Source organism: Bacillus sp. (in: firmicutes), from assembly GCA_012842745.1.
Taxonomy (GTDB): Bacteria; Bacillota; Bacilli; order Bacillales; family Bacillaceae_J; genus Schinkia.
The window spans coordinates 340,182-363,367 of record DUSF01000056.1; the positions used below are offsets into that span (position 1 = coordinate 340,182).

The window sequence follows — 23,186 nt, forward strand, 5'->3', positions numbered from 1 at the left end:
CTATTCATGAATAGTTATTTGCATCGAAGAGAGGTGAGAGGTTATCATCGGTATATTTCTATCATCTAATTTTTTACTGTCATGATGATAGAATTAGTGGTACAATATTAAATAATTTAAATTTAATAATTTTTTAGATATTAGTTGGAGGGATTTTCGTGGCAGAACTACGTAGTAATATGATTAAAAAAGGCTTTGATCGAGCACCACATCGCAGTTTGCTTCGCGCTGCAGGGGTAAAAGAAGAAGATTTCGATAAACCATTTATTGCTGTATGTAATTCTTATATTGATATAGTACCTGGACATGTTCATTTACAGGAATTTGGTAAGATTGTAAAAGAAGCAATTCGTGAAGCAGGCGGCGTTCCATTTGAATTTAACACGATTGGTGTAGATGATGGAATTGCAATGGGTCACATCGGTATGCGCTATTCACTGCCAAGCCGCGATATCATTGCTGATTCAGTTGAAACAGTTGTCGCAGCGCACTGGTTTGATGGCATGGTTTGTATACCAAACTGTGACAAAATTACACCAGGAATGATGATGGCGGCAATGCGCTTGAATATTCCGACTATCTTTGTAAGTGGCGGACCTATGAAAGCTGGGGTAACAAGCACAGGTAAAAAACTTTCGCTAACATCTGTTTTTGAAGGTGTAGGAGCATTCCAAGCGGGACAAATTGATGAAAGTGCATTAACAGAAATTGAACAATATGGCTGTCCAACATGCGGCTCATGTTCTGGAATGTTTACAGCGAACTCTATGAACTGTTTAGCAGAGGTGCTTGGATTAGCGTTACCAGGAAACGGGACAATTTTAGCTGTTTCTCCTGAACGTCGTGATTTTGTTCGTGAATCTGCAAAGCAATTAATGCATTTAATTGAAAAAGATATTAAACCACGTGATATCGTCACTGAAAAAGCAATTGATAATGCCTTTGCTTTAGACATGGCAATGGGTGGTTCTACAAATACAGTATTACACACACTTGCTTTAGCAAATGAAGCAGGCGTTGAGTATTCATTAGAGCGTATTAATGAAGTGGCGGAGCGTGTACCACATTTAGCGAAGCTTGCACCTGCGTCTGATGTATTTATTGAAGATTTACATGAAGCAGGCGGCGTACATGGGCTTCTAAATGAATTAGCGAAAAAAGAAGGTACACTTCATTTAGATACATTAACTGTAACAGGCAAAACTTTAGGTGAAAATATTGCTGATTTCGAAGTAAAAAACTACGATGTCATTTATCCGATTGATAAGCCACATACAGAACGAGGGGGACTTGCAGTTCTTTTCGGAAACCTTGCTCCAGAAGGTTCTATTATAAAATCAGGTGCAGTTGAAGGCGGCATTACACGCCACGAAGGTCCAGCGATTGTCTTTGATTCACAAGATGAGGCCTTAGAAGGTATTGCCAATGGTTCTGTAAAGTCAGGCCATGTTGTTGTGATTCGTTACGAAGGTCCAAAAGGCGGCCCTGGGATGCCGGAAATGCTTGCTCCTACAGCGCAAATTGTTGGTATGGGTCTTGGCACGAAGGTTGCACTAGTAACCGACGGCCGTTTCTCAGGTGCATCCCGTGGACTGTCAATCGGTCACGTTTCACCAGAAGCAGCAGAAGGCGGCCCACTTGCATTCGTTGAAAATGGCGACCATATTGTCATTGACATTAATGACCGCACTATTAACGTAGACGTACCAGAAGAAGTATGGAATAAGCGCAAAGAAAATTGGAAAGGCTTTGAGCCAAAGGTTAAAACTGGTTATTTAGCGCGCTATTCTAAGTTGGTTACAAATGCGAGCAAGGGCGGGGTTTTGAAGATTTAGTGGATGTAATTTTTAATGATGCTGAAAGAAGCACGGTTCATTTTGAGCCGTGCTTTTTTAATATCAATTGGGCGGTAAGTCGTGGTTTATAAATCATCTAGACTTCTTCTTTCCATTTTAAAATGGTTATTTTACTTTTCTTGAATTGATATTATAATAAGTAAGTATTAAATTTTTCTGCTAATGCAGATTTGATTCATTTAAAAGGAGATTCTATGAAAAAATTCAAACCGATTCTCGAAATTATTTGTTATATCGTGTTACCAATTGTTATATGGAAATATGGACGTGAGCCTTTGGGTGATTATTACGCTATGCTGTTATCAACAGCTCCAGCGTTCGTTTATACAGTTTGGAACTTTTTTACTGAACGCCAATTTAACGTATCAGGCTTATATATCATGTCATCATTGATGATTAATACAATTTTGGATTTAATAAGTGATTCTGCTGAGTGGATGCTTTGGAATGGAATTTATTTCAATTTTGGAATGATTGTCTTTTTGTTATTTACAATTGCTATCAAAAGGCCAATTGTGATGTATTTCCTAGTGGATGCTGCTTATGTACAAGGAACGCCACGAGCGGAAAGCTTCAAAAAGTATAAATCAAAGGAATTATTTAAATATTTTCAATGGTTAACTGCTTTTCTAATTTTACGTGATGTCGTCGCAAGCGGCGTCAAAATTTGGTTAATTTACAAATATGGTGTTGATGGATTTGATAAAATCCTCATCGTAATGAGAACTTTTGGCTGGATTATGTCAGTCGTTTTCGTCGGAGCGGTCATCTTTGTTTTCAATAAAATTAGCCAGCATGCTGAAAAGGAAGAAGAGGGTGAGAGTAAAGAAGAAATAGTTATTTAGGACAAAAACCACCTGTTTACTGTATGGACCCAGTGAGAAGGTGGTTTTTACTTTTGATGGGTGAAGTTATAGCCTTCACGGTAATGACCGAAATGTTTAGTGTAAACAAGCGAAATTTCTTGATAGCATACAGAACTTTTCGGTCAAACATCACGTTTAATATTAACCGCAAATGAAAAATACAGAAATGAGCCAATCATAATTCGCACGACCTCTATTGGCACGGACGTAAATTTTGATTTAACATATGACAATGCTTCCTTTTTGATAGCAAGATGAAAAACATTTTCATTTAAGTGATCAACATTTTTTTTATTTAAAAATAAAATGGCCTCATACCTGCCATCGTTTTCTTTTACTTCATGTTTTAAAAATAAATTCATTCAAATCACCTTTTAAACTGACCTATCCTTTTTATCTTTATCATTTACTGAAATAATATCCTGAGTTGCCTTTCCGTCTGGTATACTAGTGGTATATTTATACAATTTATTGAAATATATTCTCAAAAAAACTTGCAGGCTGTACGATGTTTTGTTGCTACAATCAATTGGGAAGGAGTGAAGGCAGTTGCTAGAAGAGGAACGAATATGTTCGTTAGAGAAACGAGTGACCGAATTGGAAAATGAGGTTAATGACTTAAAAGCGGCTATGAAACATGCAAAGGTGGAGTCCCAGTCAGTCTTTATTGACACGAAAAGAACAACTACGAATGCCCGTCCATTTGTTAAAATAGAAAAAATTGATTTAGGTAAGTCTAAATCCGAAAAACTCGATTTAGAAAAGCTGTTAACCGAAGTGTGGTTGCCGCGGATTTTTATGGTTGTGATGTTACTCGGTGTGCTTTGGGGCTTTAAAGTAGCGATAGATTACGGATTTCTTACTCCAATTGTCCGTATCATGCTAGGATATGTTGTCGGCGTGGCTCTCATCTATTTTGGACAAAAACAAATAAAGAAAAACCGTGTTAAACTAGGAATTGTATTGTTAGGTGGCTCTTATTCCATCCTTTTATTTACAACATTTGCAGCTAATAGCTTATTTAGCTATCTTTCAAGCCCGCTTGCATTTATATTGAATATCATTTGGTTGGCACTTGGCTTATTTTTTGCCATTAAAAATCAATCGCAAGCGCTAGGGATTTTTATTGCTATTGGTGGCTATTTAATTCCATTCTTAATTGAAAGCGAAAATCCAAACATTTGGATTTTTACATCATACGAGACCATTCTCTATCTAGTTTTACTTTATTTCTCGTTGCGTAAAAAATTTATCGGCCTTTATTTTTTTGCCTTCGCTTTTTTACATATAACATTTTTCGTATTTAGTTTAACAACCGGCTTCTCAAGCTTCCAAAAGCCAATAGTTTATGGCCTTATTGCGCAGTTTTTATTTATTACAGTTACTTATCTGAAAGGAAGATTGTATACAAGGGAACAAATGGCAACCTTATTTGCAAGCTTCGTCTTAACAACTAGCTGGGTGAAATTGTATTTTACCGAAACAACAAGTGAATGGTTTGCGCTTATTACAACTGTGATTTTCTTTGTAATCGCGGTTTATTTCAAAAAAGACAAAGATCGCATGGTGACAGCTTCCGTTGTCTCCGCTTTTGCGCTCATTACATGGTTTCTTTATGTATTGGAAGGAGATTTGCTGCAAGTATTCTTATTATTAGAAGGGGCGGCACTTCTATTTCTTGGCTGGCAGCTGCAATCAAAGCTACAAAAACTCGTGGGAGCGATGATTTATTTAGTAGCCTACTTAATTGCAATCGAAAATGATTATGTGAAAATATTCTCGATAGATTCGATTATTTGGCTGACACTATTAATAACAACTGGCTTTGTCCTTTACGGATTAGTAAAATACGAGAAAGACGTTACTGCATTAAAATGGTTTGCTGTTGGGATGAATGTACTTGTATGGCTTAAGTACACTTTCCTCTTCGTTCCTTTATTATTAGTAGGGTTAGATGAAAATGTAATCCAAATGACAACTTCCTTTGTGTGGGCCATTTTTTCTGTTGTATTAGTCGTTTTTGGTGTCAAAAGGAATAAAAAATCGGTGCGATTAACTGGAGTGGCTTTACTTTTCATAGCCCTTATTAAGGTAGTTTTTTTCGATTTACTCATGGTGTCGATTGCGATTCGCGCTATTTTATTCATTGGAATCGGTGTCATTGGTATATTAATTTCAAGAATTTTTTATGGTAAAAATGAGTAAGCCAAGTATTGCGCAGTCGAGTTCGTAAAAAAAGTAGCCCGTTTTGAAGTGTATTATCAAAAATTGTGCTTCAAAACGGACTATTGTAACTTTTATAAATTTATTAATGTGATTTTTTCGAGTTATATCCTCGTTCTCCATATGGTTGAAGGTGTTCCAACCATTTACTTTCTAGTTCTAACAACGCTTCCTTTTCGTTAAAATATGGGTCGTCTTTCTTTTTGAGCGATTCCAATACTTCAATAGTGAAAGCATCCTTTCCGAATTGGTTCCATTCTTCTTGGAGCACTTTATTGTTGTGAGTACCTGTTTCCAACTGGAATTTTACCCCGTTTAACATCTTGATATTTCTTGCACTTCCGATAAAAATCTTTTCATTTTTGCTGTTTTTAATTTGATAAATGCCAGCTTCGATTGGTATTTCTATATATAGTTGCTTTAGTTCTTTTTTTCGATCCATTTGACTTCACTCACTTTCCTCCGTTATTTTTTCAGCCAATATTGGCTTCCATCTGACTTTCGATCTATTAAGCCATATTCGATTAAATATCTCCTAATCATGACATAATCATCATAAATTTCGTTTAAAAGCTGATTTATTTCTTTTTCAGTATAGATGGCATCACTTTCGAATCGTTTAGTAATCTCGCGAAGAATAATCAGTCGTTGCTTTTCTTTAGGGGGAAATTTCTTTAATCGACCACTTACCCCTTCAGGTAAATACTTTTTAATGATTTCTTGTTGTTCCTCTTCCGTAACAGCGTACCGATCATCAACCATTTTTGCTGTTTTATGTGGAGGGATAAAGGCTGGAGCATATTTATCTTTTTCTTTTAGCAGTTCCATGATTGCTAAAAAGCTCTTTGCTTGACGTTCCTTTTCTTTTAATGCAAAACGGTGATGCCTAATCGTAGAGACACTTCCAATCCCCATTTCACTTTGAACCTCTTTATCACTTTTTCCTTGATAAAAAAGGCGAAGGAGATGATTCTGATGGTCGGTAAGGCCCGTTAGTTTCTTATCAAGTCCAATTAAGTATTCAAATACCGATTGGTGTGCATCTTCAATATGAACACGCATATACCTTTCAGCTTCGTAAAAAATACTTTTATGAGGATAAATAATCCCTTTTTCAAATTTCTCACCACATAATAGGCATATATAAGATTCATTTTCCTGAATATATCCTTGTTTAAGTTCTTCCAAAGATGCATTCCAAAATAAATCTGAAATCTCCATTATTCAAACACTTCCAATCTGTATTTGTTTATATAATAAACAATAACTTTATTTGTTTGTTTAATAACAAACATCTTATTATAAAATTTACCTACTGTCAATTAAATAAACAAAAACAAACGATGTTTGTTGCAAAGTATGAACGAATTAAACTGAAAGGTTTAAATTTAGGTCAAGAAAAAAGTCTAGTTTCTCAGCAATAAAACGGGGAAATTAGGCTTTTTATTTATTCATGAAAAAAATCATTTTTTTCACTTTTTTTTCAGTTTGGCTGGTTAAGATGTGACTATGGAGGGATGGAAATGAAAAAAATTTACTTACTACCTGCTGCTTTTCTACTTTCAAGTAGCATTTTAAGCTATTCACTAGTTGCTGAGGCGGATGATGACCACGATAAGGATAAAAAATATTACAAGTATTATGACGAGCAAAAATATCAAGAGCTGGATTACAAGAAATATCGTTATGACGACGATGATGATGATGATAAGTCTAAATACTATGAGAAGGAACGCTATAAAGACCGTGGTGAATACAAGAAGTATCGTGATCACGATGACGACGATGATGATGACGATGACAAATACGAGAAATATGAAAAACAGCAAGACGATACCTATTATGAAAAACAGCAACAACAAATGAATGTGGCCAAAGAATCATGGTACAAATGGTCTAGATCGGCAACAGAACCTAGCGAGAAAGCTCAATTACCGATAGCCGCTGCTTCTGAAATTTCATTAAAAATGAATAATGAAGAACCTATCAAAGTCAGTGCAATTCCAAATGGAAGTCAACTCTTAGTGCCTGTAAAAGAGGTTGCTGAATATCTTGGCGCAAAAACAGTCATTTATCCAAACTCGGAAATTATTGAGATTAACAAAGATAATACGCAGCTTATCGTTCGTAATAATTCAAAAGTCGTTTATGAAAACATGAGAAAAACGCCAATGCAAGCTCCAATGATAAAGAAAAATGATGAATATTATCTACCGATTTCAGTGCTTGCCAATGGCTTTGGCTGTCAAGTTAATGAAAAAGTAACAAACAACGAAATTCAATTAAAAGGAGCTGTTCAGCTATGAATAATAAATGGATGAAGTGGATTGTAGGAGTAGGCGGGATTTCAGCATTTACATTATTTCTGCAGACAATTGATGCAAACGATGAAGCATCTAATGCCGATAATGGTTTCGCCCTAAATGAAAACATGAATGTTCTAAATACCCAAGCTAACGTAGCAATAAATAAAGAAGCGCGGGAGCAGCAACTTTTGGCTTTAGATTGGGAAGAAGGGAATTGGGATGTAGAATACAGCAATGAAACAATCATTGTCACACCGAGCCAAGAAAAAATGCCGTATTTAGACCGTGCCAAAGAACGCACGAGGCGATCATAATGCTAATGCAGGAACATTATTTTCAATGTAAGAAAATGAATACGGTTATTGAAATTGCAGGAACAGGCAAGATTGACCGCAATGATTGGGAAGAGGAGATTGAAAGCTGGTTTGAGCAATTTGAAAATATTTGCTCACGCTTCCGCCAAAATAGTGAACTTTCGCTTTTAAATCAACAGCCTATTGATACTGTCATTCAAATTAATCCGATTCTTTATGAGATTTTAAATAAAGCAATTGATTATGCCATTCAAACAGGTTACAATTTTAACCCATTTATTGGCACAGCTTTAAAAGCTTATGGTTATCATAAAACCTTTGATGAAATCAAGGATCAAACCGATTTCACGATTGCACCGTTTCAATTTCAACAGATTCTCTATGAGCCCTTTGTTTTTTTACCAACGATAAATGGTGTTATCAAAAAGGTTGATGGTGAAATTGATTTAGGTGGAATCGCCAAAGGTTGGAGCGTTGATAAAATGGCTTCTATCATGAAAAATCTAGGCCTAGAAAATGGGATTGTCAATGCCGGCGGTGACATTTTTGTTTGGGGAGAAGAAGAAAGGACGATTGGTGTGCAGCATCCTGATCCAGGCCTAAGCAACAAAGATATTATTCAATTCAAAATTCGTAACGGTGGAATTGCAACATCAAATACATTATACAGAAGCTGGAATGCAAGCGGGAAACGAGTCCACCATATTTTCAATGGGAAAATGGGAACTCCTTCAGAAAGTGATATTGTCCAAGCGACGGTGTTCGGGACAAATACGGAAGAAGCTGACGTATTAGCCAAAATACTATGTATGCATAATTTTAAGGATGCGGTTCCGTGGCTAACAAAGCATTTTCCGCATGCTGGCTGTATCCTAATTAAAAATGATGGCCAAGTTGCCATTAGTCAATCTGTAAAAAAATATGTAACAAGGATTGTGATGTAAAATGACTTTACCAACTTGGGAGTTGATTCGAGCTTCAGGCTTAACCTCTTATTTCTTACTTTTTCTGTCTGTAGCTTGCGGCTTATTAGTTAGTATAAAAGCAGCAAATCCAAAGACAAATCAATTACTGCAAGTCACCCATCAATCAGCAGGCTGGTTTAGTTTATTGTTTGGCTTATTTCATGGCTTACTTTTGTATATTGACTCCTATAAGCCCTATTCTTTAGTCGAAATTTTTATACCTTTTACAACAAAGGAAGCTACAGTATTAAATGGTTTAGGCACAATTTCCTTATATTTCATCGTGCTCTTATTTATATCAGGGGATTTATTGAAAAAAATCGGGAGCAAAGTATGGAGGAAAATCCATCGTTTAGCGCTGCCGATGGTTATTCTCATTAGTATTCATGGCATTTTTTTAGGAACAGATACGAATGCTGCTTGGGTAATGATTCTTTATACGGGGTCACTCGCGATTATCTTTTCATTATTAATAGTGAAACTTCTTCTTCTTCTTAAAGCGAAAACGAAAAAAACAGCAAGTGCTTAGGTAAAATTTTCTATATAATAGAGTTAAAAAGACAAGGTGTTGGTTAAAAATGTTACTCCTTTTAGCTGAAGATGATAAACGATTAGGAAATCTTGTTGTCCATATGTTGAGAAAGGAAAAACATCAAGTAGATTGGGTGCAAAACGGGGAAGATGCAGTTTTATTTGCAAAAAACACCAATTATGACTTAATCATTTTGGATTGGATGATGCCGAAAAAAGATGGGATTACAGTTTGTAAAGAGCTACGTTCGTCTGGCTATGACGGGGCGATTTTAATGGTAACGGCGAAGGATGGCTTGGAAGATCGTGTAAAGGGCCTTGATTATGGGGCCGATGACTATATTGTCAAGCCGTTCGAATTTGCCGAATTGTTCGCACGAATTCGTGCTTTGCAGCGAAGAATTACAAAACCATTAGTTCAAGATGAAATTTTAACCGCTGGTTCAATCAAGTTAAATGTAGTTACCCATATAGTAGAAAAAGATGGCCAGGAAATTCAACTAACGCCAAAGGAATACCAACTCTTGGAATTATTTTTACGCAACCCAAACCAAACATTGCCTCGCGATTTATTGATTGATAGAATTTGGGGTTATGACGCCGAAGTAAACAGCAATAATTTAGACGCCTTAGTTCGTTTATTAAGAAAAAAAATCGATGATAATTCGGAGCAGCAGCTTATCCAAAATATTAGGGGAGTAGGTTATAAAATTGAAAAATAAACTGTTTAACCACACCCAATGGCGTTTAACATTATTATTTACGAGCTTTCTCGTTATTTTTCTAATCTCTTTTATTTTTGTTACTTATTTTTCACTATTGGCAATCGTGACAAAAGAGCAAAAAGAAAAAGCGGTCGCTTTAGCCTATGAGGAATGGAAAGACCACCGTGAGGATGTATTTGACTATTATTTTGAAGAAAAAGAAGACATAGGGGATTTAGAAGAAAAACTTGAAAAAAGAATAAAAAAGAATAAAAAAGATAGAGTTGAATATAAGCCAGATGCAAGAACATTTTATTTTGTTGTTGCAAGTGATGGCACGTTAATTGATGGGGATGAAAACCATCCAGGACTTCGTGATGAAATTTTAGCTAAAATCAAGGGCTGGCAGCCAGAGAAAAACGAAGTTAAGAAGATTACAATTCATTTAGAGGATGGATCAAAACAAAATTTACTTTTATCTGGGCGAACCGTTTATGAGCATGGGAGTTATCTAGGGGCTATTTACACCGGTACGAATATTTCTGAAGAAACGGCGGTTATTCGAACACTTCTCTTAATCTTGATTGTTCTTTCACTTATTTTTATCGCCGCGTCGGCATTGCTTGGCTATTGGATGGCCGGCAAGGCAATGGTGCCGATTTCCAACGCTTTTCAAAGACAAAAAGAGTTTACAGCAGACGCTTCCCATGAATTACGGACACCGCTTAGTATTATGCAATCATCATTAGAAGTAATTGAAGCGGAGGACCGCGGAAATTTATCGCCATTTTCTGTTACGGTGTTAGATGATTTAAAAGATGAAGTAAAACGAATGGCACATCTAGTAAACGATCTTTTATTCCTGGCACGCTCAGATCTTGGGAAAGAACAATTAACGAAAGACTGGTTTTCATTAACGAATGTGCTTGAAAAATTACAAAGGAAATTTCAATACGAAGCCGAGAAAGCGAATGTTCATTTGCGCGCCGTGCTAGAAAACGAAGTAAGTGCCTTTGGCGATGAAGAAAAACTAACGCAACTCTTGTTTATTTTAGTTGATAATGCCATTAAGTACAATGTGCCTGATGGAACTGTAGAAGTTTCAGCTGTGAAGGAAAACGATCAAATTAGAATTGATGTACGAGATACAGGTGTAGGCATCCCGCTTGCGCATCAGAAAAGAATCTTTGATCGGTTTTATCGGGTAGACCAAGCAAGATCAAGGGACCAAGGCAGTAGTGGAATCGGCCTATCAATTGCCGATTGGATTGTCCAAGTTCATAAAGGCAAATTAGAAGTGAAAAGTGAAGAAGGGAAGGGTACAACTTTTTCAATCTTTTTACCATTACCTAAATAAAAGGAGAAAAATAAGATGAATATCTGGTTTAAATTAGTAGCTGGAAGTATTATTGCTATTATGGTTATTTTTAGTCTATCATTAGTAGCTAATCCAAGTTTTGCTGACGATGATGAGCATTATAAATATAGAACAGGTGATAATGATAAAGGTCGTTATGATGACTATTATGGCGAACATGGCAAAGGGGGACATGAGAAAGACGGACTGCTTGAAGAAGGTGGAGAGCTTTTAGGCTGGGGTACTGTCATTGCCATTGGTGGTGCAGGACTAATTATGCCATTAAGAAGAGGCTCACGCAGTTTAATAAAGAAATTTCCCAATACGAAAAATACAATTATATCTGCTTTAAAGCTAGTTGGTAAATCACATCTATGGATTGGGTCATTGGCAATCTTATTAGGTGCCATTCATGGGGTACTAATGTATATTGACGAAGGTGAATTTGGTTTTGAAGGTGTAACGGGAACGATTTCAGTAGGATTAATGGCAATCGCCGCCATTTTTGGAGCCCTTCTTATGAAAAAACGCGGAAATAACCAACTTCGTTCAATCCATCTTGGCTTTCTTATTGTTGCCGTATTAATCGGTGCTGTCCATGTTCTAATTGCATAAAAGACTTAAAAAACGGATGCAGCTTTTTCAGCGCATCCGTTTTTTTATTGTCAGCAAAAGGAAAGTAGTATATGCTATCATTATGATATTGAGAAAATAGCAAATAGATAGCAAGAAAATAGAAAATAGTAAGGAGGGAAAAGGGTGGCTGATCAAGCAAGAGTACAGTTAAATTTAAGGGTACGAAAGGACACAATCGAAAAGCTTGATGAAATTGTTGAATTCTATCAAAAGAATATTAAATTTGGTAGAGTTTATAAAGGGGATGTTTTAACTGACATCATCGAAAAAGCTCATGCTTTAATGCTAAAGCAAAGCCACTATAATAAGCAGTATTAAACTCGACACAACGATTAGAAATAAGCTAGAAGAGAGGAGAAAAAAATGAATAGAAATAAAAAGAAGTCTATCCTATTTTTGTTAATAGCCTTTTTGTTATTGGCACCAATGCATACAAATTATGCAAATGCAGAAAAAATTAATTACTCATACATATATTCAGTTAGCAAAAATGACTATATTAAACATGTTGACCAAACAAATAATAGCGTTGATGTCATCTCCCCGAACTATTACGATTTAGCAAAGGATGGCAGCTTAGTTATAACAGCAAATTTTGATAGTAATTTTATTAAAGAAATGCATAAGCGCAGCGTTAAAGTTGTTCCATTTTTAAGCAACCATTGGGATAAAAGCTCAGGGATAAATGCATTAAAAAATACAGAAACATTAGCTACTAAACTAGCAAATGAGATTGATAAATATAATCTTGATGGCATTAACATTGATATGGAAGGCCTTTCCCATACAGAAAAAGACAGCTTCAGCCAGTTTATAAAAGTGTTAAGCGAAAAATTACCTGCTGAAAAAGAGTTATCAGTCGCTGTTGCTGCCAATCCAAAAGGGTTAACAACTGGCTGGCATGGTAGCTATGATTATAAAAAACTAGCGGAGTATGCAGATTATTTAATTATTATGGCTTATGATGAAAGCTATGGTGGAAGCGATCCTGGGCCTGTCGCGAGTCTTGATTTCGTTGAAAAGTCAATACAGTATGCCCTTAATCAAGGTATAGCGGGTGACAAAATTGTTCTAGGCATTCCTTTTTACGGGCGAATTTGGAGAGTAGAAGATTTACAGACTCGTAAAGGTATTGTAGGTGATGGCATTTGGATGGACAAGACTGCAAGTTTACTTGAAAACTATGGTGGAGTAGCAGAATATATCCAAGGAAAAGGGAGCTACGTCGGTCGTGTCACATTAACAGAAAATGATTCACCATTCCAATTATTTTCATGGAGGGAACCTTTAAAGCCCGGAAACTATGAAATTTGGTTTGATAACGAACAAACGATTCAAAAAAAGCTAGAATTAGTAAATAAATATAATTTAAAAGGTACAGCTAACTGGAGTTTAGGTCAGGAATCAGTGTCGTTATGGGCGCATTATAAAACATGGTTACATTCAACTGTTGCAGCTTCAGGTGATGCGAAAGATGAGAGTGGAAGTAAAAATCTAAATCAAACTCCGAATTATCAAGAAAAAACGGTAACGAATACTAGAAAAAATGCTGTGTCTCAAATCGAAGTCATCATTAACGGAGAAATTCTTGCTCTTCAAGATGAAGGACCGATTATTTATTCCAACAGGACATTAGTTCCCTTGCGTGGCATTTTCGAAGCATTAGGAGCTACTGTTGATTGGAATTCAACGAGCAAGGAAATTACCGCAATAAAAGCCGATAAAGCAATTTGGTTAAAAGCCAATTCTACTATGGCAAATGTAGATGGTAGAGACGTAACCATTGATGTGCCAGCGCAAATAAGAAACGGTCGGACAATGGTCCCATTGCGATTTATTAGTGAATCATTTGATGCTACTGTCGATTGGAACAGCAATACTAAAACTGTCACCATTAATATGTAGTAACAGTATTAAGATGTGGTCAATGCGCCACATCTCTTTTTCTTGTCTAGTTGAGTGCACGTACTGGCGGAAATTTGATTGTTGTACCGTGTTTGGTTTTATTATGCTGAATATTTATAATTTTCAAACAAAAAAGTTTACAAATGTTAGGTGTGAATCTATAGTTAACATTATAAGAATATAATTATCGAAGAAAGGGAGAAGCAATGGAAAACGAATCAAACGATCGTATTTGGACTAAAAGCTTTATTTTCTTATTTTTAAGCAACTTTTTTCTTTTTTTAGCCTATTACGCCTTAATTACCTCTTTACCAATTTATGTATTAGATGAACTAAACGGAAGTGAAGCACAAGCTGGATTGGTTGTAACATTGTTATTACTATCAGCTATTATCGTTAGACCTTTTTCCGGGAAAATTTTAGAGTTATTTGGAAGAAAGGAGACGCTTATCGTTAGTTTAATCTTTTTTATGATTGGAACAGCCTTGCATCTTTTGATTATGGATTATTACGTTTTAATGGCCTTACGCTTTTTCCATGGCATTTGGTTTAGCCTTATTACGACAGCAACAAGCACAATTGCGGCGGATCTCGTTCCAGATAGACGGCATGGCGAGGGTTTAGGTTATTTTACAATGTCAATGAATATTGCCATTGTTGCTGGCCCCTTTATTGCGATATCACTTTTGCAAGCTGCAAGCTTTCATACATTATTTATTTTACTAAGCATATTAATGGTTGGAACAGTTTTTATTGCGGCCTTTATTCATGTTCCAAAGCATAAAATACAGCGGGTCCATTTTAAATTAAAATTAAATTTAGATGATTTATTTGAAAAAAAGTCAATTCCGATTGCTATTATTGCCTGCTTACTCACTTTTGCTTATTCTAGTATCCTATCGTATGTAACCATTTTCACAAAATCTCTCGGTTTATTAGAAGCGACCCGTTACTTTTTCCTTATTTTTGCGGCTTCGATGCTCATTGCCCGCCCGTTTGTTGGTCGTTTATTTGATACGAAGGGACCGATGATTGTGATTTATCCGTTGATCATTTCGTTTTCAGTAGGGCTTTTCCTATTAACGGTGACGAAATCGGCCTTCTTGCTAGTAGTTTCTGCCGCGTTAATCGGAATTGGATATGGGTCTTTAAGTCCATGCTTACAAACATTAGCTGTGCAATTTGCCGGAAAAAATAGAAGCGGGCATGCAACGGCAACGTATTTAACTTTTTTTGACATTGGTATCGCCACAGGTGCTTACGTGTTAGGATTAATTGTGACTCGTTTTAACTATTCAGGCCTTTATTTTTTTGCAGGCATAGTTGTATTAATGATGTTGCTATTGTTTAAGCCAATGTATAATTGTTCTGAAAGGTTAGTCGAAGAAGCGCATAATAAGACATTCGCTTTAGAAGTTAATGTAAAATAGGAATTGAAAAATATGATTGAAGTAGGAGAAATGTTTCATGATTAAAATGATTTTTAGTGATTTAGATGGAACTTTGCTTAGTAATGATAATAAAGTTCGAGATGATGATAGTAAAGCTATCAAAATAGCTTTACAAAATGGCATCGATGTATGTTTAGCTTCGGGCCGCAAAGATATTGATATTCAAGCTGTAGCTGACATAATAGGTTCAAAATTCCACCGCATTAGCCAAAATGGTGCTTTCGTCTTTTCAAGAGATAATCAGGAATTGCATCGAACTTCATTTGACCCAATAATTGTTAAAAAATTATATGAGCGGATTTCAAATGAGGAAGTTATTACAATCCTCTCGACAATTGATAAGGAATACGTTGAAAAAAAAGACGAACTAATTTTTAAAATTGAGAAAAGGCTTTTCAGTCCGATTGAAGAGGAAAAAGAATTGAAATCAGAGATAGGAAAATCCATCCACGTATCGAAGATTATTAATATTGGTACTGAAAAGACGCTTCACCAATTACAAAAAGAATTGAAAGAGACCTATCCTGAAGAGTTAGATACGTTTCTTTCGGAAACACATATACTAGATGTGATGCCGAAAAATATTAGTAAAGGAAATGCGATTCAAATCTTGTTAAAACATACTGGTCTAAAACCTAACCAAATAGCTTGTATTGGTGACTCATATAATGATATTCCGATGTTTCATTTAACAAAGCATAGCTTTGCGATGTCAAGCGCCCATCCCGATGTGAAAAAGGAAGCAAGTTTCATCGTTGATACCGTTGCCGAGGCAATCGAGCAAATAATGAAATTTGAACATTTGTGTATAAAATAAATATAAAATTTCAATTGTTGTTTTTTATAAAGAGGGGGAAAAATTGATGCATCACCATCACCATCATGATCATCACCATGACCACCATCATAGTCATGGACACCATCATCATGGGCATCATGACCATACGAGAGAAGGAAATAAAAAAGGGCTTACAATCGCCCTTACGATTACAGCAGGAATCATGCTTTTAGAATTCTTCGGTGGGCTGTTTACGAACAGTTTAGCCTTGCTATCTGACTCAGGTCACATGTTAAGCGATGCTAGTTCTCTAGCATTAAGTTTAGTTGCGATGTGGTTTGCAGCAAGGCCTGCTTCGCCAAATAAAACGTATGGCTTTTATCGTTTTGAAATTTTGGCAGCATTATTTAATGGAATTACGTTATTCTTAATTGCTGGATTTATTATTTATGAGGCGTATGGGCGCTTTTTAGAGCCGCCGACTGTTGCTAGTGGGACGATGATTCTGATTGCAGTCATAGGTTTGGGTGCCAACTTATTAAGTGCCTGGGCAATGCTTCGTCAAGGTGATGTTAAAGGAAATGTCAATCTTAGAAGTGCTTATTTGCATGTTCTTGGTGATGCATTAGGCTCAGTAGGGGCGATTTTGGCAGGACTAATTATGTACTTTTTTGGGTGGTATACAGCGGACCCCATTATTAGCGTTGTCGTTGCGTTGTTAATTTTACGGAGCGCATGGAGTGTTATTAAGCATACGGTTCATATATTAATGGAAGGAACACCAATCACCGTTGACCAAAAAGAAGTAGATGAAGCATTAAGGCAAATTCCCGGCGTCATCAATGTCCACGACCTTCATATTTGGACAATTACATCAGGACTAGATTCATTAAGCTGTCATTTGTTAATTAAGGATGATAAAGATTGCCAGGAAATTTTACAACAAGCTATTCAAATCATAGAAAGTAAGTTTAAAATCTTACACACTACGATTCAAGTAGAAAAATCGAATCTGCAACATGCAGAAACGGATGTTTAAGAACATTTTATAGTCAAAAAGAATGGACCGCTAGGATTAGTCGTTCGTTCTGGTGGTCTGTTATTTACATTCGGTAGCAAAATGTCCACACAATATCTTTGATAATTATATTTTCTAAGATACTTTATACGCATTTACAGTTCTTTTCACTATATTTCGAATAAATCTCTCAGTTTGTTCAACTATCGTAAATTTATCAAAATCCATTGAAGCAACATGATATGAATTTTTTAATTCAACCATTTCTTTTTGCGTTGATGAAACATTGTTATAAACATAATCAGTACTTGCTGCTGGCACAACATGGTCTTCTAAGGATTTAAACAATAGAAGGGGACATGTAATATGTGAAAGATTTTCCTTGCTATGATCAATGATGGCTAATAGCTGCTTAATGGCATGAACTGGAACGAATGGATATGTGATTTCGGTAACACTGCTATCTTTTATATCAGGTTGCCCTTCCTCAACATACTTTGATACTTGTTCATTTTTATAAAACTCATATCCTGGAACGGAAAAGGCCGCATTAATTGTAACGACACCACTTGTCTTCACATTTTTAGCCAATAAAAGAGACAAAGCTCCACCCATTGATTGACCAACAATAAATACATGTGAACAATCCTTTTTAAGTTCCTCATAAGCTTGCTCAAGTTCTGTGAGCCAATCTTCAAACGTTGCTTCTTCTAGTTCCTTGTAATGTGTTCCATGCCCTTTTAAACGTGGAGCTAACACAGTGAAACCTCTTTTAGAAAACTCCGCACCTAAAAATTTAACACTTTGTGGAGTTCCTACGAATCCGTGTATGAGTAAGATTCCAATTTCATTTCCTTTTATATAAAACGGTTCTGCACCTGGAATAATTTGATATTTAGTAGTTATCATAATAATCTCTCCATTTCCTTAAGTCTTTATAACAGCGAAAAGGTTCTAACTTATACTTTTCCGATAAATATACTAAGAATTAAATCGTAGCATGATTATTTTTATTTGTAAATAACAAACTAAAGTAATTATTAAAATAAAAAGGGCACCTTATATAAAGGTACCCCGCGTATTGTGGCGATTGACTGCACGCCACATTCGTGCATCGCTATTAGCATGTCAATCGACTTACACAATTCAGCTCATCGCAAAATTAAATATACCATATAGTTTGCTAAAGTTGCAATGTATAATTTTTAACAGCAGGAAATTACGAAAAATTAAAAAATTTTACTAAAAGACTGTTATCCTTCACAATTTAGATTTAAAATAGAAGTTGGATTATTTAAAATTGATTTTTTTATCGTACAAGGAGATGACACAGATGCTTGATCAAACAATAAAAGTTGATTTAAGCTCAACAAAGAAAACAAAACCAGATGCAAGTACATTACAATTTGGTAAAGTTTTCACAGATCATATGTTTATTATGGATTATATGGAAGGGCAGGGCTGGTATAATCCAAGAATCGTACCATATCAACCAATTACACTGGAACCTTCTTGCGTTGTTTTTCATTATGGCCAAACGGTCTTTGAAGGACTAAAGGCTTATCGGACAAAAGACGGTGATGTTCAATTATTCAGACCAGAGAAAAATATGCAGCGCTTAAACCAATCGAACGACCGAATGGTAATTCCACAAATTGACGAAGAATTTGCATTAGAAGCATTAAAAAAATTAATTTCCATTGATAAAGAGTGGGTTCCGAATGCTGAAGGCACTACACTCTATATTCGTCCATTTGTGATTGCAACACAGCCTTATTTAGGGGTTGCACCATCAACGCGATATATGTTCATGATTATCATGTCACCAGTTGGTGCTTATTATAAAGAAGGCTTAAATCCTGTGAAAATTCAAGTTGAAGATGAGTATGTTCGCACAGTTAAAGGTGGAACGGGTACGGCGAAAACGGGCGGAAATTATGCGGCCAGCCTAAAAGCACAAGAGATTTCTGAAGAAAAAGGCTACTCCCAAGTTTTATGGTTGGATGGGAAAGAACATAAATATGTTGAAGAGGTTGGCAGCATGAATATGTTCTTTAAAATTGATGGCAAGGTCGTTACACCAGAGTTGAACGGAAGTATTCTACCGGGCATTACAAGAGACTCAATCATCGAGTTGTTAAAATATTGGAATGTACCTGTAGAAGAACGCAGAATTGCGATTGAAGAAATTTATGAAGCACACGCAAACGGCAAGCTAGAGGAAGCGTTTGGGACAGGAACGGCTGCTGTTATTTCGCCAGTGGGTGAGCTTTTATGGAAAAATAAAAAAATAACTTTAAACGATGGAAAGACAGGAGAACTTTCAAAGAGGCTTTACGATACACTAACAGGTATTCAATATGGTACAGAGCCAGATCCATTTGGCTGGACTGTAAAAGTAGAGTAGTGATTCGACTATTAAAAAACTCACCACATCCAACTGGGGCGGTGAGTTTTTTGGTCAATTTGCACTGTTAGTCGGTCTAAATAACCAAACTTAGTACCCAACCTCTACAACAGCTATAACGATATACATTTGGTCGTTTTTGTCGCCTTTTTCCTCCAAGATAATCCCGCTTGTCGTACTCATGCCGCCGTCAACAACTTCAACGGTAACCTGTCCGAATGGTAGCGCTTGTTTAACGGCTTCAAGATCTAGCTTGTCCTTATCACAAGGAACGGCAAGACGCACATTTACGCGCATATAGTCTAAGCTGTTATTTGGGAGAACGGAACGAATTCCTGGCATTGAATTATAGTGAATGGCATTTTTCACAGCACGCACAGCGGCACGGGTAATATCTTGGCCATGGACATCAATACCCATGCCAGTTTCAATAAACATAATTTTTTCCAAGAAAATCAATCCTTCCTAACTGAACTTATTTGTTGTAGTTTCCATTATAAAGAAATGTCGAATGTAAAGAAAGCTATTGCATTCCCGTCCAATTGTGAACAAAAATAGTCATTTATAGAAAATACATTGTAGTTAATATAAAATGTTTTATAATGATTAGAATTGCAAAAAAATCAGGGGGAGAAAAAGTAGAATGAAAAAAATAGTGGCAATAATTGTTCTATTATTCGTGGCATTAGTAGGGTGGCTCTACTACATTAACTTAATAAACGTCGATGAATTTAGGTTGGGTAACTACGCTGTAATTGAAAAAGACAATGTTAAGGTAAATGAACCAATGTATGTAAGCTATGATTTTGAATATCATGGGAACGGAAAACCTACTATAAAAGAAATCCGTTTTATTAAAACAGATGGGTCCTTTTTAACGAATGAAGATGAGGGTATTTCTGTGACTGCCTATATTGATAAAAGTGGAAAAACTTTAGCAAGTACACAAGGTCCGATTACCGAAGACGAGGCAAAGGAATTAAACTTGTTAGAAAATTATATACAAGTAGAAAATTATAAAGTAGAACAAAAAGAAGTGAATGTTGTACTAAAAGTAATCATTAAAGCTGAGAACTATATGAATAATATTTCTGCAGTAGAAATCGATTATGATTTATTAGGATCACCGAAAACAAAGCAAATTTTAATTACTGGAGTGGCTAATTAGTTTCCCTAAAAACTAAACTAAACATTTACAAAGTACCCCGTAGAGTATAATATATAGTTAGTATACTTTAGGGGGTATTCGCATGTCGGAAGGTTTTTCAAGAAGAACTTTCTTAAAAAGAACAGCTGCGGCTGGAGCCATCACTACCGTTATGCTATCTGGTGTGAACAAAGTCAGCGCAGTTAAGAATGAGGGAGTCGAAAAAGGAACAATCATTGATTTAACAAAATGCGATGGCTGTATAAATGAAGGTACACCTTTATGCGTGGTAGCATGTAAACAGAAAAATGAAGCGCATTTTCCGCAGCCAAAGAAAGAGGATATTCAGCCGTACTGGCCACAGAAAAAATTTGAAGATTGGTCAGATAAACAGGATGTAACGAATCGGTTAACACCTTACAATTGGACATTTATCGATCATGTTCAAGTTGAACATGAGGGTGCAGTTGAGGAAGTATTCGTACCAAGAAGGTGTATGCATTGTGACAATCCAACTTGTATGAGTCTCTGTCCGTTTGGTGCGATTAAGAAAAGCGAAGAAGGCGCCGTTTCAATTGATGATGGCTACTGTATGGGTGGTGCTAAGTGTCGTGATGCATGCCCATGGGATATTCCACAGCGCCAAGCGGGTGTAGGTCTTTATTTAAAAATAGCACCGGAACTAGCTGGTGGTGGTGTCATGTACAAATGTGATTTTTGTGCTGATTTACTTGCTGAAGGAAAGGAGCCAGCTTGTAAAACCGCCTGTCCAAAAAATGCTATTTCATTTGGAACGAAAGATGATATGAAGGCTTTAGCATATGAACGTGCAAAAGAAATAAATGGCTATGTTTACGGTGATAAGGAAAATGGCGGAACAGCCACTTTCTATATATCAAAAGTGCCATTCGAAAAAATCGATGCTGCCATTAAAAAAGATAAAGCTGCAAAAGGTGACGAAAAACCTGGGCGACCAACAATGGAGGTAGAAATTGAAAACAAGCTTGATTCCTTTAGTGGAATGATGAAAAGTGCGATGCTTGCACCTTTAGCAGGTGCAGTTGCAGCGGGAGCTGTTGCCTATCGGACGATGAAAGGAAAGGTGAAAGATGATGAATAAAGAGAAAAAGGTTTTAAGGCAAACACTTTCCAATCGCATTGTTCACTGGGTAACAGCAATCTCAATTTTTGCCCTTATCATTTCTGGCCTTGGACAATTACCTTTATATAAAAGGTATTATGTCACAAGCCTTCCAGGCGCTGAATGGCTCGGTAATTATTTTAGCACTTTAGTAATGCATTACATTGGAGCCATTATCCTATTATTTATCATTTTTTATCATATCGTCTTGCATGTCGTAAAAAAGGAATTTGATATTTGGCCGAAAAAAGGAGACGTTAAACAATCATTTCTCATCATTAAAGCAATGATTACAAAAGGAAAAGAGCCTGCGAGCGATAAATATTTAGCGGAACAGCGTTTAGCCTATTTATTTATTGGGATTAGTATTATGCTCCTCGTGATTACAGGTGTAATAAAAATAATAAAAAATGTTCCGGGAGTAACGATTCCGTACGATGTTATTTTTTGGATAGCCCATATCCATAATTTCGCAACGATCTTTTTAATATTTGGAATCGTTGGCCATTTGGCAGCGTTTATTTTTAAAGAAAATCGACCATTGCTACCGGGGATGTTCACCGGCTATGTGAAGGAAGAATATGCAAAGCATCGCCATTCGCTTTGGTATAATAAATTGTTTCCTAAAGAAGAAGCTAAGCAAAGTGTAAAGGAGAAAGTGAACTAGTATCATGAAGAGTGATCAAGCAATTGGTCACTCTTTTTTCATAATTAATTGTCTTTTCATATATAAGTTTGTCGCCTAAATAGTTATAATAAAAGTAATTGGGAAATTTTTATTGACACAAAAATTATTAAATAGAGAGGTTTAACAATGAGTGAATTCTCATTATCGATTCTTATTGATGTAATAGGCGAATTATTTTTGGATGAAACGTCAATTGCTGTCTCAAATGACAAGGAATACTTATATTATCGACCAAGCAAACGGATTAATCTAAAAATTAAGCCGGGCGATCCTATTAAGGAAGGTACAATCACATATAAAGCACTTAAAACTGGGCAAAAAGTTTCTGAATATATTAGTCGGGACGTATATGGAGTACCATACCATGGAACGGCCGTACCATTTACAACCGAAGGGAAAAAAGGTTGCATTACAGCTGTTTTTCCAACATTAACAAGTGCAACATCAATTGTCACAGTAAAAGTGGAGGATGGTTGGATTCCTGTTCCGTTTAATAAAGTCGTCTATTTGGAAGCAAAAAATAGAAAAACATATGTAATTACCGAGAATTGTACTGGAACACATAAAGATTCATTAAATGAATTCGACTACTATTTACCAAAAGAAACATTCATTAGATGCCATCGATCATTTATTGTCAATGTAACGCAGATTAAAATGATACAACCGGATACACATTCAACATTTTTATTAGAAATGAATAATGGCACTGAAATTCCGGTAAGCCAATCGTATTCAAGTTATTTTAGGAAACTTTTAGGACTGTAATAATCTACTATTTCACCCTTATATTCACTATGATTTTGGACTAATTTTCCAATTGCGAATTAATGGATTGGTTGAATCAGTCTGTTTCATTGTCGTTTTTTCTGGTTTATCCGATTTTTTCACAA

The 23,186-nt window shown here is 36.0% G+C and carries 25 protein-coding genes; 20 read left to right on the forward strand and 5 right to left on the reverse strand.

Going from position 1 to position 23,186, the window contains the following annotated elements; translation table 11 throughout:
* Positions 1-158 precede the first annotated feature (158 nt).
* Positions 159-1,835, forward strand: coding sequence for a dihydroxy-acid dehydratase (ilvD, locus tag GX497_16780; protein HHY74845.1), 1,677 nt, complete (start codon positions 159-161; stop codon positions 1,833-1,835).
* Positions 1,836-2,050: 215 nt separating this feature from the next.
* Positions 2,051-2,701, forward strand: a complete 651-nt coding sequence (locus GX497_16785) for a hypothetical protein (GenBank protein ID HHY74846.1) — start codon at positions 2,051-2,053, stop codon at positions 2,699-2,701.
* 143 nt (positions 2,702-2,844) lie between these two features.
* On the opposite strand, the gene GX497_16790 is transcribed toward GX497_16785, so the two are convergent.
* Positions 2,845-3,084 carry a hypothetical protein gene (locus GX497_16790; protein HHY74847.1) on the reverse strand — a complete coding sequence of 80 codons (240 nt, stop codon included), beginning with the start codon at positions 3,082-3,084 and terminating at the stop codon, positions 2,845-2,847.
* 187 nt (positions 3,085-3,271) lie between these two features.
* Between GX497_16790 and GX497_16795 the strand changes: the two genes are divergently transcribed.
* The gene (locus GX497_16795; GenBank protein ID HHY74848.1) at positions 3,272-4,927 is read left to right on the forward strand and encodes a DUF2339 domain-containing protein; all 1,656 of its coding nucleotides are present in this window, start codon (positions 3,272-3,274) and stop codon (positions 4,925-4,927) included.
* 103 nt (positions 4,928-5,030) lie between these two features.
* Here the strand turns inward: GX497_16795 and GX497_16800 are convergent, their stop codons facing one another.
* Positions 5,031-5,387, reverse strand: coding sequence for a GIY-YIG nuclease family protein (locus tag GX497_16800; GenBank protein HHY74849.1), 357 nt, complete (start codon positions 5,385-5,387; stop codon positions 5,031-5,033).
* 23 nt (positions 5,388-5,410) lie between these two features.
* Positions 5,411-6,166, reverse strand: a complete 756-nt coding sequence (locus GX497_16805) for a DUF2087 domain-containing protein (protein HHY74850.1) — start codon at positions 6,164-6,166, stop codon at positions 5,411-5,413.
* A 302-nt stretch (positions 6,167-6,468) separates the two neighbouring features.
* On the opposite strand from GX497_16805, the gene GX497_16810 reads away from it, so the two are divergent.
* The 12 genes from GX497_16810 (at position 6,469) to GX497_16865 (ending at position 16,931) form a co-directional block, all read left to right on the forward strand.
* Positions 6,469-7,251: a copper amine oxidase N-terminal domain-containing protein gene (locus GX497_16810; GenBank protein ID HHY74851.1), complete on the forward strand. Its 783-nt coding sequence runs from the start codon at positions 6,469-6,471 to the stop codon at positions 7,249-7,251.
* On the forward strand, positions 7,248-7,565 hold the full coding sequence (locus GX497_16815) for a hypothetical protein (protein HHY74852.1): 318 nt from the start codon (positions 7,248-7,250) through the stop codon (positions 7,563-7,565). Before GX497_16810 ends, GX497_16815 begins: the two co-directional genes overlap by 4 nt.
* Positions 7,565-8,509 (forward strand): FAD:protein FMN transferase, encoded by a 945-nt coding sequence (locus tag GX497_16820; GenBank protein ID HHY74853.1) that lies wholly within the window; start codon positions 7,565-7,567, stop codon positions 8,507-8,509. Before GX497_16815 ends, GX497_16820 begins: the two co-directional genes overlap by 1 nt.
* A gap of 1 nt (position 8,510) precedes the next feature.
* Complete coding sequence (locus tag GX497_16825) at positions 8,511-9,059, forward strand: ferric reductase (protein HHY74854.1); 549 nt, start codon at positions 8,511-8,513, stop codon at positions 9,057-9,059.
* Positions 9,060-9,108: 49 nt separating this feature from the next.
* Positions 9,109-9,783, forward strand: coding sequence for a response regulator transcription factor (locus GX497_16830; GenBank protein ID HHY74855.1), 675 nt, complete (start codon positions 9,109-9,111; stop codon positions 9,781-9,783).
* On the forward strand, positions 9,773-11,122 hold the full coding sequence (locus GX497_16835) for a HAMP domain-containing histidine kinase (protein ID HHY74856.1): 1,350 nt from the start codon (positions 9,773-9,775) through the stop codon (positions 11,120-11,122). The genes GX497_16830 and GX497_16835 overlap by 11 nt, the downstream gene beginning before the upstream one ends.
* A 15-nt stretch (positions 11,123-11,137) precedes the next feature.
* Positions 11,138-11,737, forward strand: coding sequence for a hypothetical protein (locus GX497_16840; protein HHY74857.1), 600 nt, complete (start codon positions 11,138-11,140; stop codon positions 11,735-11,737).
* Positions 11,738-11,881: 144 nt separating this feature from the next.
* Entirely contained in the window at positions 11,882-12,076 is a 195-nt protein-coding gene (locus GX497_16845) for a hypothetical protein (GenBank protein ID HHY74858.1), read from the forward strand.
* Between the two features lie 45 nt (positions 12,077-12,121).
* Positions 12,122-13,663: a glycoside hydrolase gene (locus GX497_16850; protein HHY74859.1), complete on the forward strand. Its 1,542-nt coding sequence runs from the start codon at positions 12,122-12,124 to the stop codon at positions 13,661-13,663.
* Positions 13,664-13,869: 206 nt separating this feature from the next.
* Positions 13,870-15,093: an MFS transporter gene (locus tag GX497_16855; protein HHY74860.1), complete on the forward strand. Its 1,224-nt coding sequence runs from the start codon at positions 13,870-13,872 to the stop codon at positions 15,091-15,093.
* A 37-nt stretch (positions 15,094-15,130) separates the two neighbouring features.
* Entirely contained in the window at positions 15,131-15,931 is an 801-nt protein-coding gene (locus tag GX497_16860; protein HHY74861.1) for an HAD family phosphatase, read from the forward strand.
* Between the two features lie 46 nt (positions 15,932-15,977).
* Positions 15,978-16,931, forward strand: a complete 954-nt coding sequence (locus tag GX497_16865) for a cation transporter (GenBank protein HHY74862.1) — start codon at positions 15,978-15,980, stop codon at positions 16,929-16,931.
* A gap of 114 nt (positions 16,932-17,045) precedes the next feature.
* Here GX497_16865 and GX497_16870 read toward each other — a convergent pair whose 3' ends face one another.
* The gene (locus GX497_16870) at positions 17,046-17,819 is read right to left on the reverse strand and encodes an alpha/beta fold hydrolase (protein ID HHY74863.1); all 774 of its coding nucleotides are present in this window, start codon (positions 17,817-17,819) and stop codon (positions 17,046-17,048) included.
* 424 nt (positions 17,820-18,243) lie between these two features.
* Between GX497_16870 and GX497_16875 the strand changes: the two genes are divergently transcribed.
* Positions 18,244-19,317 carry a branched-chain amino acid aminotransferase gene (locus tag GX497_16875; GenBank protein HHY74864.1) on the forward strand — a complete coding sequence of 358 codons (1,074 nt, stop codon included), beginning with the start codon at positions 18,244-18,246 and terminating at the stop codon, positions 19,315-19,317.
* 90 nt (positions 19,318-19,407) lie between these two features.
* Here GX497_16875 and GX497_16880 read toward each other — a convergent pair whose 3' ends face one another.
* Positions 19,408-19,767 carry a hypothetical protein gene (locus GX497_16880; protein ID HHY74865.1) on the reverse strand — a complete coding sequence of 120 codons (360 nt, stop codon included), beginning with the start codon at positions 19,765-19,767 and terminating at the stop codon, positions 19,408-19,410.
* Positions 19,768-19,960: 193 nt separating this feature from the next.
* On the opposite strand from GX497_16880, the gene GX497_16885 reads away from it, so the two are divergent.
* The 4 genes from GX497_16885 to GX497_16900 all read left to right on the forward strand — a co-directional run bounded on the left by GX497_16885 (position 19,961) and on the right by GX497_16900 (position 23,061).
* Positions 19,961-20,485: a hypothetical protein gene (locus tag GX497_16885; GenBank protein HHY74866.1), complete on the forward strand. Its 525-nt coding sequence runs from the start codon at positions 19,961-19,963 to the stop codon at positions 20,483-20,485.
* A gap of 82 nt (positions 20,486-20,567) precedes the next feature.
* Positions 20,568-21,584, forward strand: a complete 1,017-nt coding sequence (locus GX497_16890; GenBank protein ID HHY74867.1) for a 4Fe-4S dicluster domain-containing protein — start codon at positions 20,568-20,570, stop codon at positions 21,582-21,584.
* Positions 21,574-22,272: a cytochrome b/b6 domain-containing protein gene (locus tag GX497_16895; GenBank protein ID HHY74868.1), complete on the forward strand. Its 699-nt coding sequence runs from the start codon at positions 21,574-21,576 to the stop codon at positions 22,270-22,272. Before GX497_16890 ends, GX497_16895 begins: the two co-directional genes overlap by 11 nt.
* A 147-nt stretch (positions 22,273-22,419) precedes the next feature.
* Positions 22,420-23,061: a LytTR family transcriptional regulator gene (locus GX497_16900; GenBank protein ID HHY74869.1), complete on the forward strand. Its 642-nt coding sequence runs from the start codon at positions 22,420-22,422 to the stop codon at positions 23,059-23,061.
* The last annotated feature ends 125 nt before the right edge of the window (positions 23,062-23,186 follow it).

Bases quoted from the DNA above. Each gene is read 5' to 3' on its own strand.
- GX497_16785 (HHY74846.1), top strand. From the start codon at position 2,051: ATGAAAAAATTCAAACCGATTCTCGAAATTATTTGTTATATCGTGTTA.
- GX497_16790 (HHY74847.1), bottom strand. From the start codon at position 3,084: ATGAATTTATTTTTAAAACATGAAGTAAAAGAAAACGATGGCAGGTAT.
- GX497_16800 (HHY74849.1), bottom strand. From the start codon at position 5,387: ATGGATCGAAAAAAAGAACTAAAGCAACTATATATAGAAATACCAATC.
- GX497_16805 (HHY74850.1), bottom strand. From the start codon at position 6,166: ATGGAGATTTCAGATTTATTTTGGAATGCATCTTTGGAAGAACTTAAA.
- GX497_16810 (HHY74851.1), top strand. From the start codon at position 6,469: ATGAAAAAAATTTACTTACTACCTGCTGCTTTTCTACTTTCAAGTAGC.
- GX497_16815 (HHY74852.1), top strand. From the start codon at position 7,248: ATGAATAATAAATGGATGAAGTGGATTGTAGGAGTAGGCGGGATTTCA.
- GX497_16820 (HHY74853.1), top strand. From the start codon at position 7,565: ATGCTAATGCAGGAACATTATTTTCAATGTAAGAAAATGAATACGGTT.
- GX497_16825 (HHY74854.1), top strand. From the start codon at position 8,511: ATGACTTTACCAACTTGGGAGTTGATTCGAGCTTCAGGCTTAACCTCT.
- GX497_16830 (HHY74855.1), top strand. From the start codon at position 9,109: ATGTTACTCCTTTTAGCTGAAGATGATAAACGATTAGGAAATCTTGTT.
- GX497_16840 (HHY74857.1), top strand. From the start codon at position 11,138: ATGAATATCTGGTTTAAATTAGTAGCTGGAAGTATTATTGCTATTATG.
- GX497_16850 (HHY74859.1), top strand. From the start codon at position 12,122: ATGAATAGAAATAAAAAGAAGTCTATCCTATTTTTGTTAATAGCCTTT.
- GX497_16855 (HHY74860.1), top strand. From the start codon at position 13,870: ATGGAAAACGAATCAAACGATCGTATTTGGACTAAAAGCTTTATTTTC.
- GX497_16860 (HHY74861.1), top strand. From the start codon at position 15,131: ATGATTAAAATGATTTTTAGTGATTTAGATGGAACTTTGCTTAGTAAT.
- GX497_16865 (HHY74862.1), top strand. From the start codon at position 15,978: ATGCATCACCATCACCATCATGATCATCACCATGACCACCATCATAGT.
- GX497_16870 (HHY74863.1), bottom strand. From the start codon at position 17,819: ATGATAACTACTAAATATCAAATTATTCCAGGTGCAGAACCGTTTTAT.
- GX497_16875 (HHY74864.1), top strand. From the start codon at position 18,244: ATGCTTGATCAAACAATAAAAGTTGATTTAAGCTCAACAAAGAAAACA.
- GX497_16885 (HHY74866.1), top strand. From the start codon at position 19,961: ATGAAAAAAATAGTGGCAATAATTGTTCTATTATTCGTGGCATTAGTA.
- GX497_16890 (HHY74867.1), top strand. From the start codon at position 20,568: ATGTCGGAAGGTTTTTCAAGAAGAACTTTCTTAAAAAGAACAGCTGCG.
- GX497_16895 (HHY74868.1), top strand. From the start codon at position 21,574: ATGATGAATAAAGAGAAAAAGGTTTTAAGGCAAACACTTTCCAATCGC.
- GX497_16900 (HHY74869.1), top strand. From the start codon at position 22,420: ATGAGTGAATTCTCATTATCGATTCTTATTGATGTAATAGGCGAATTA.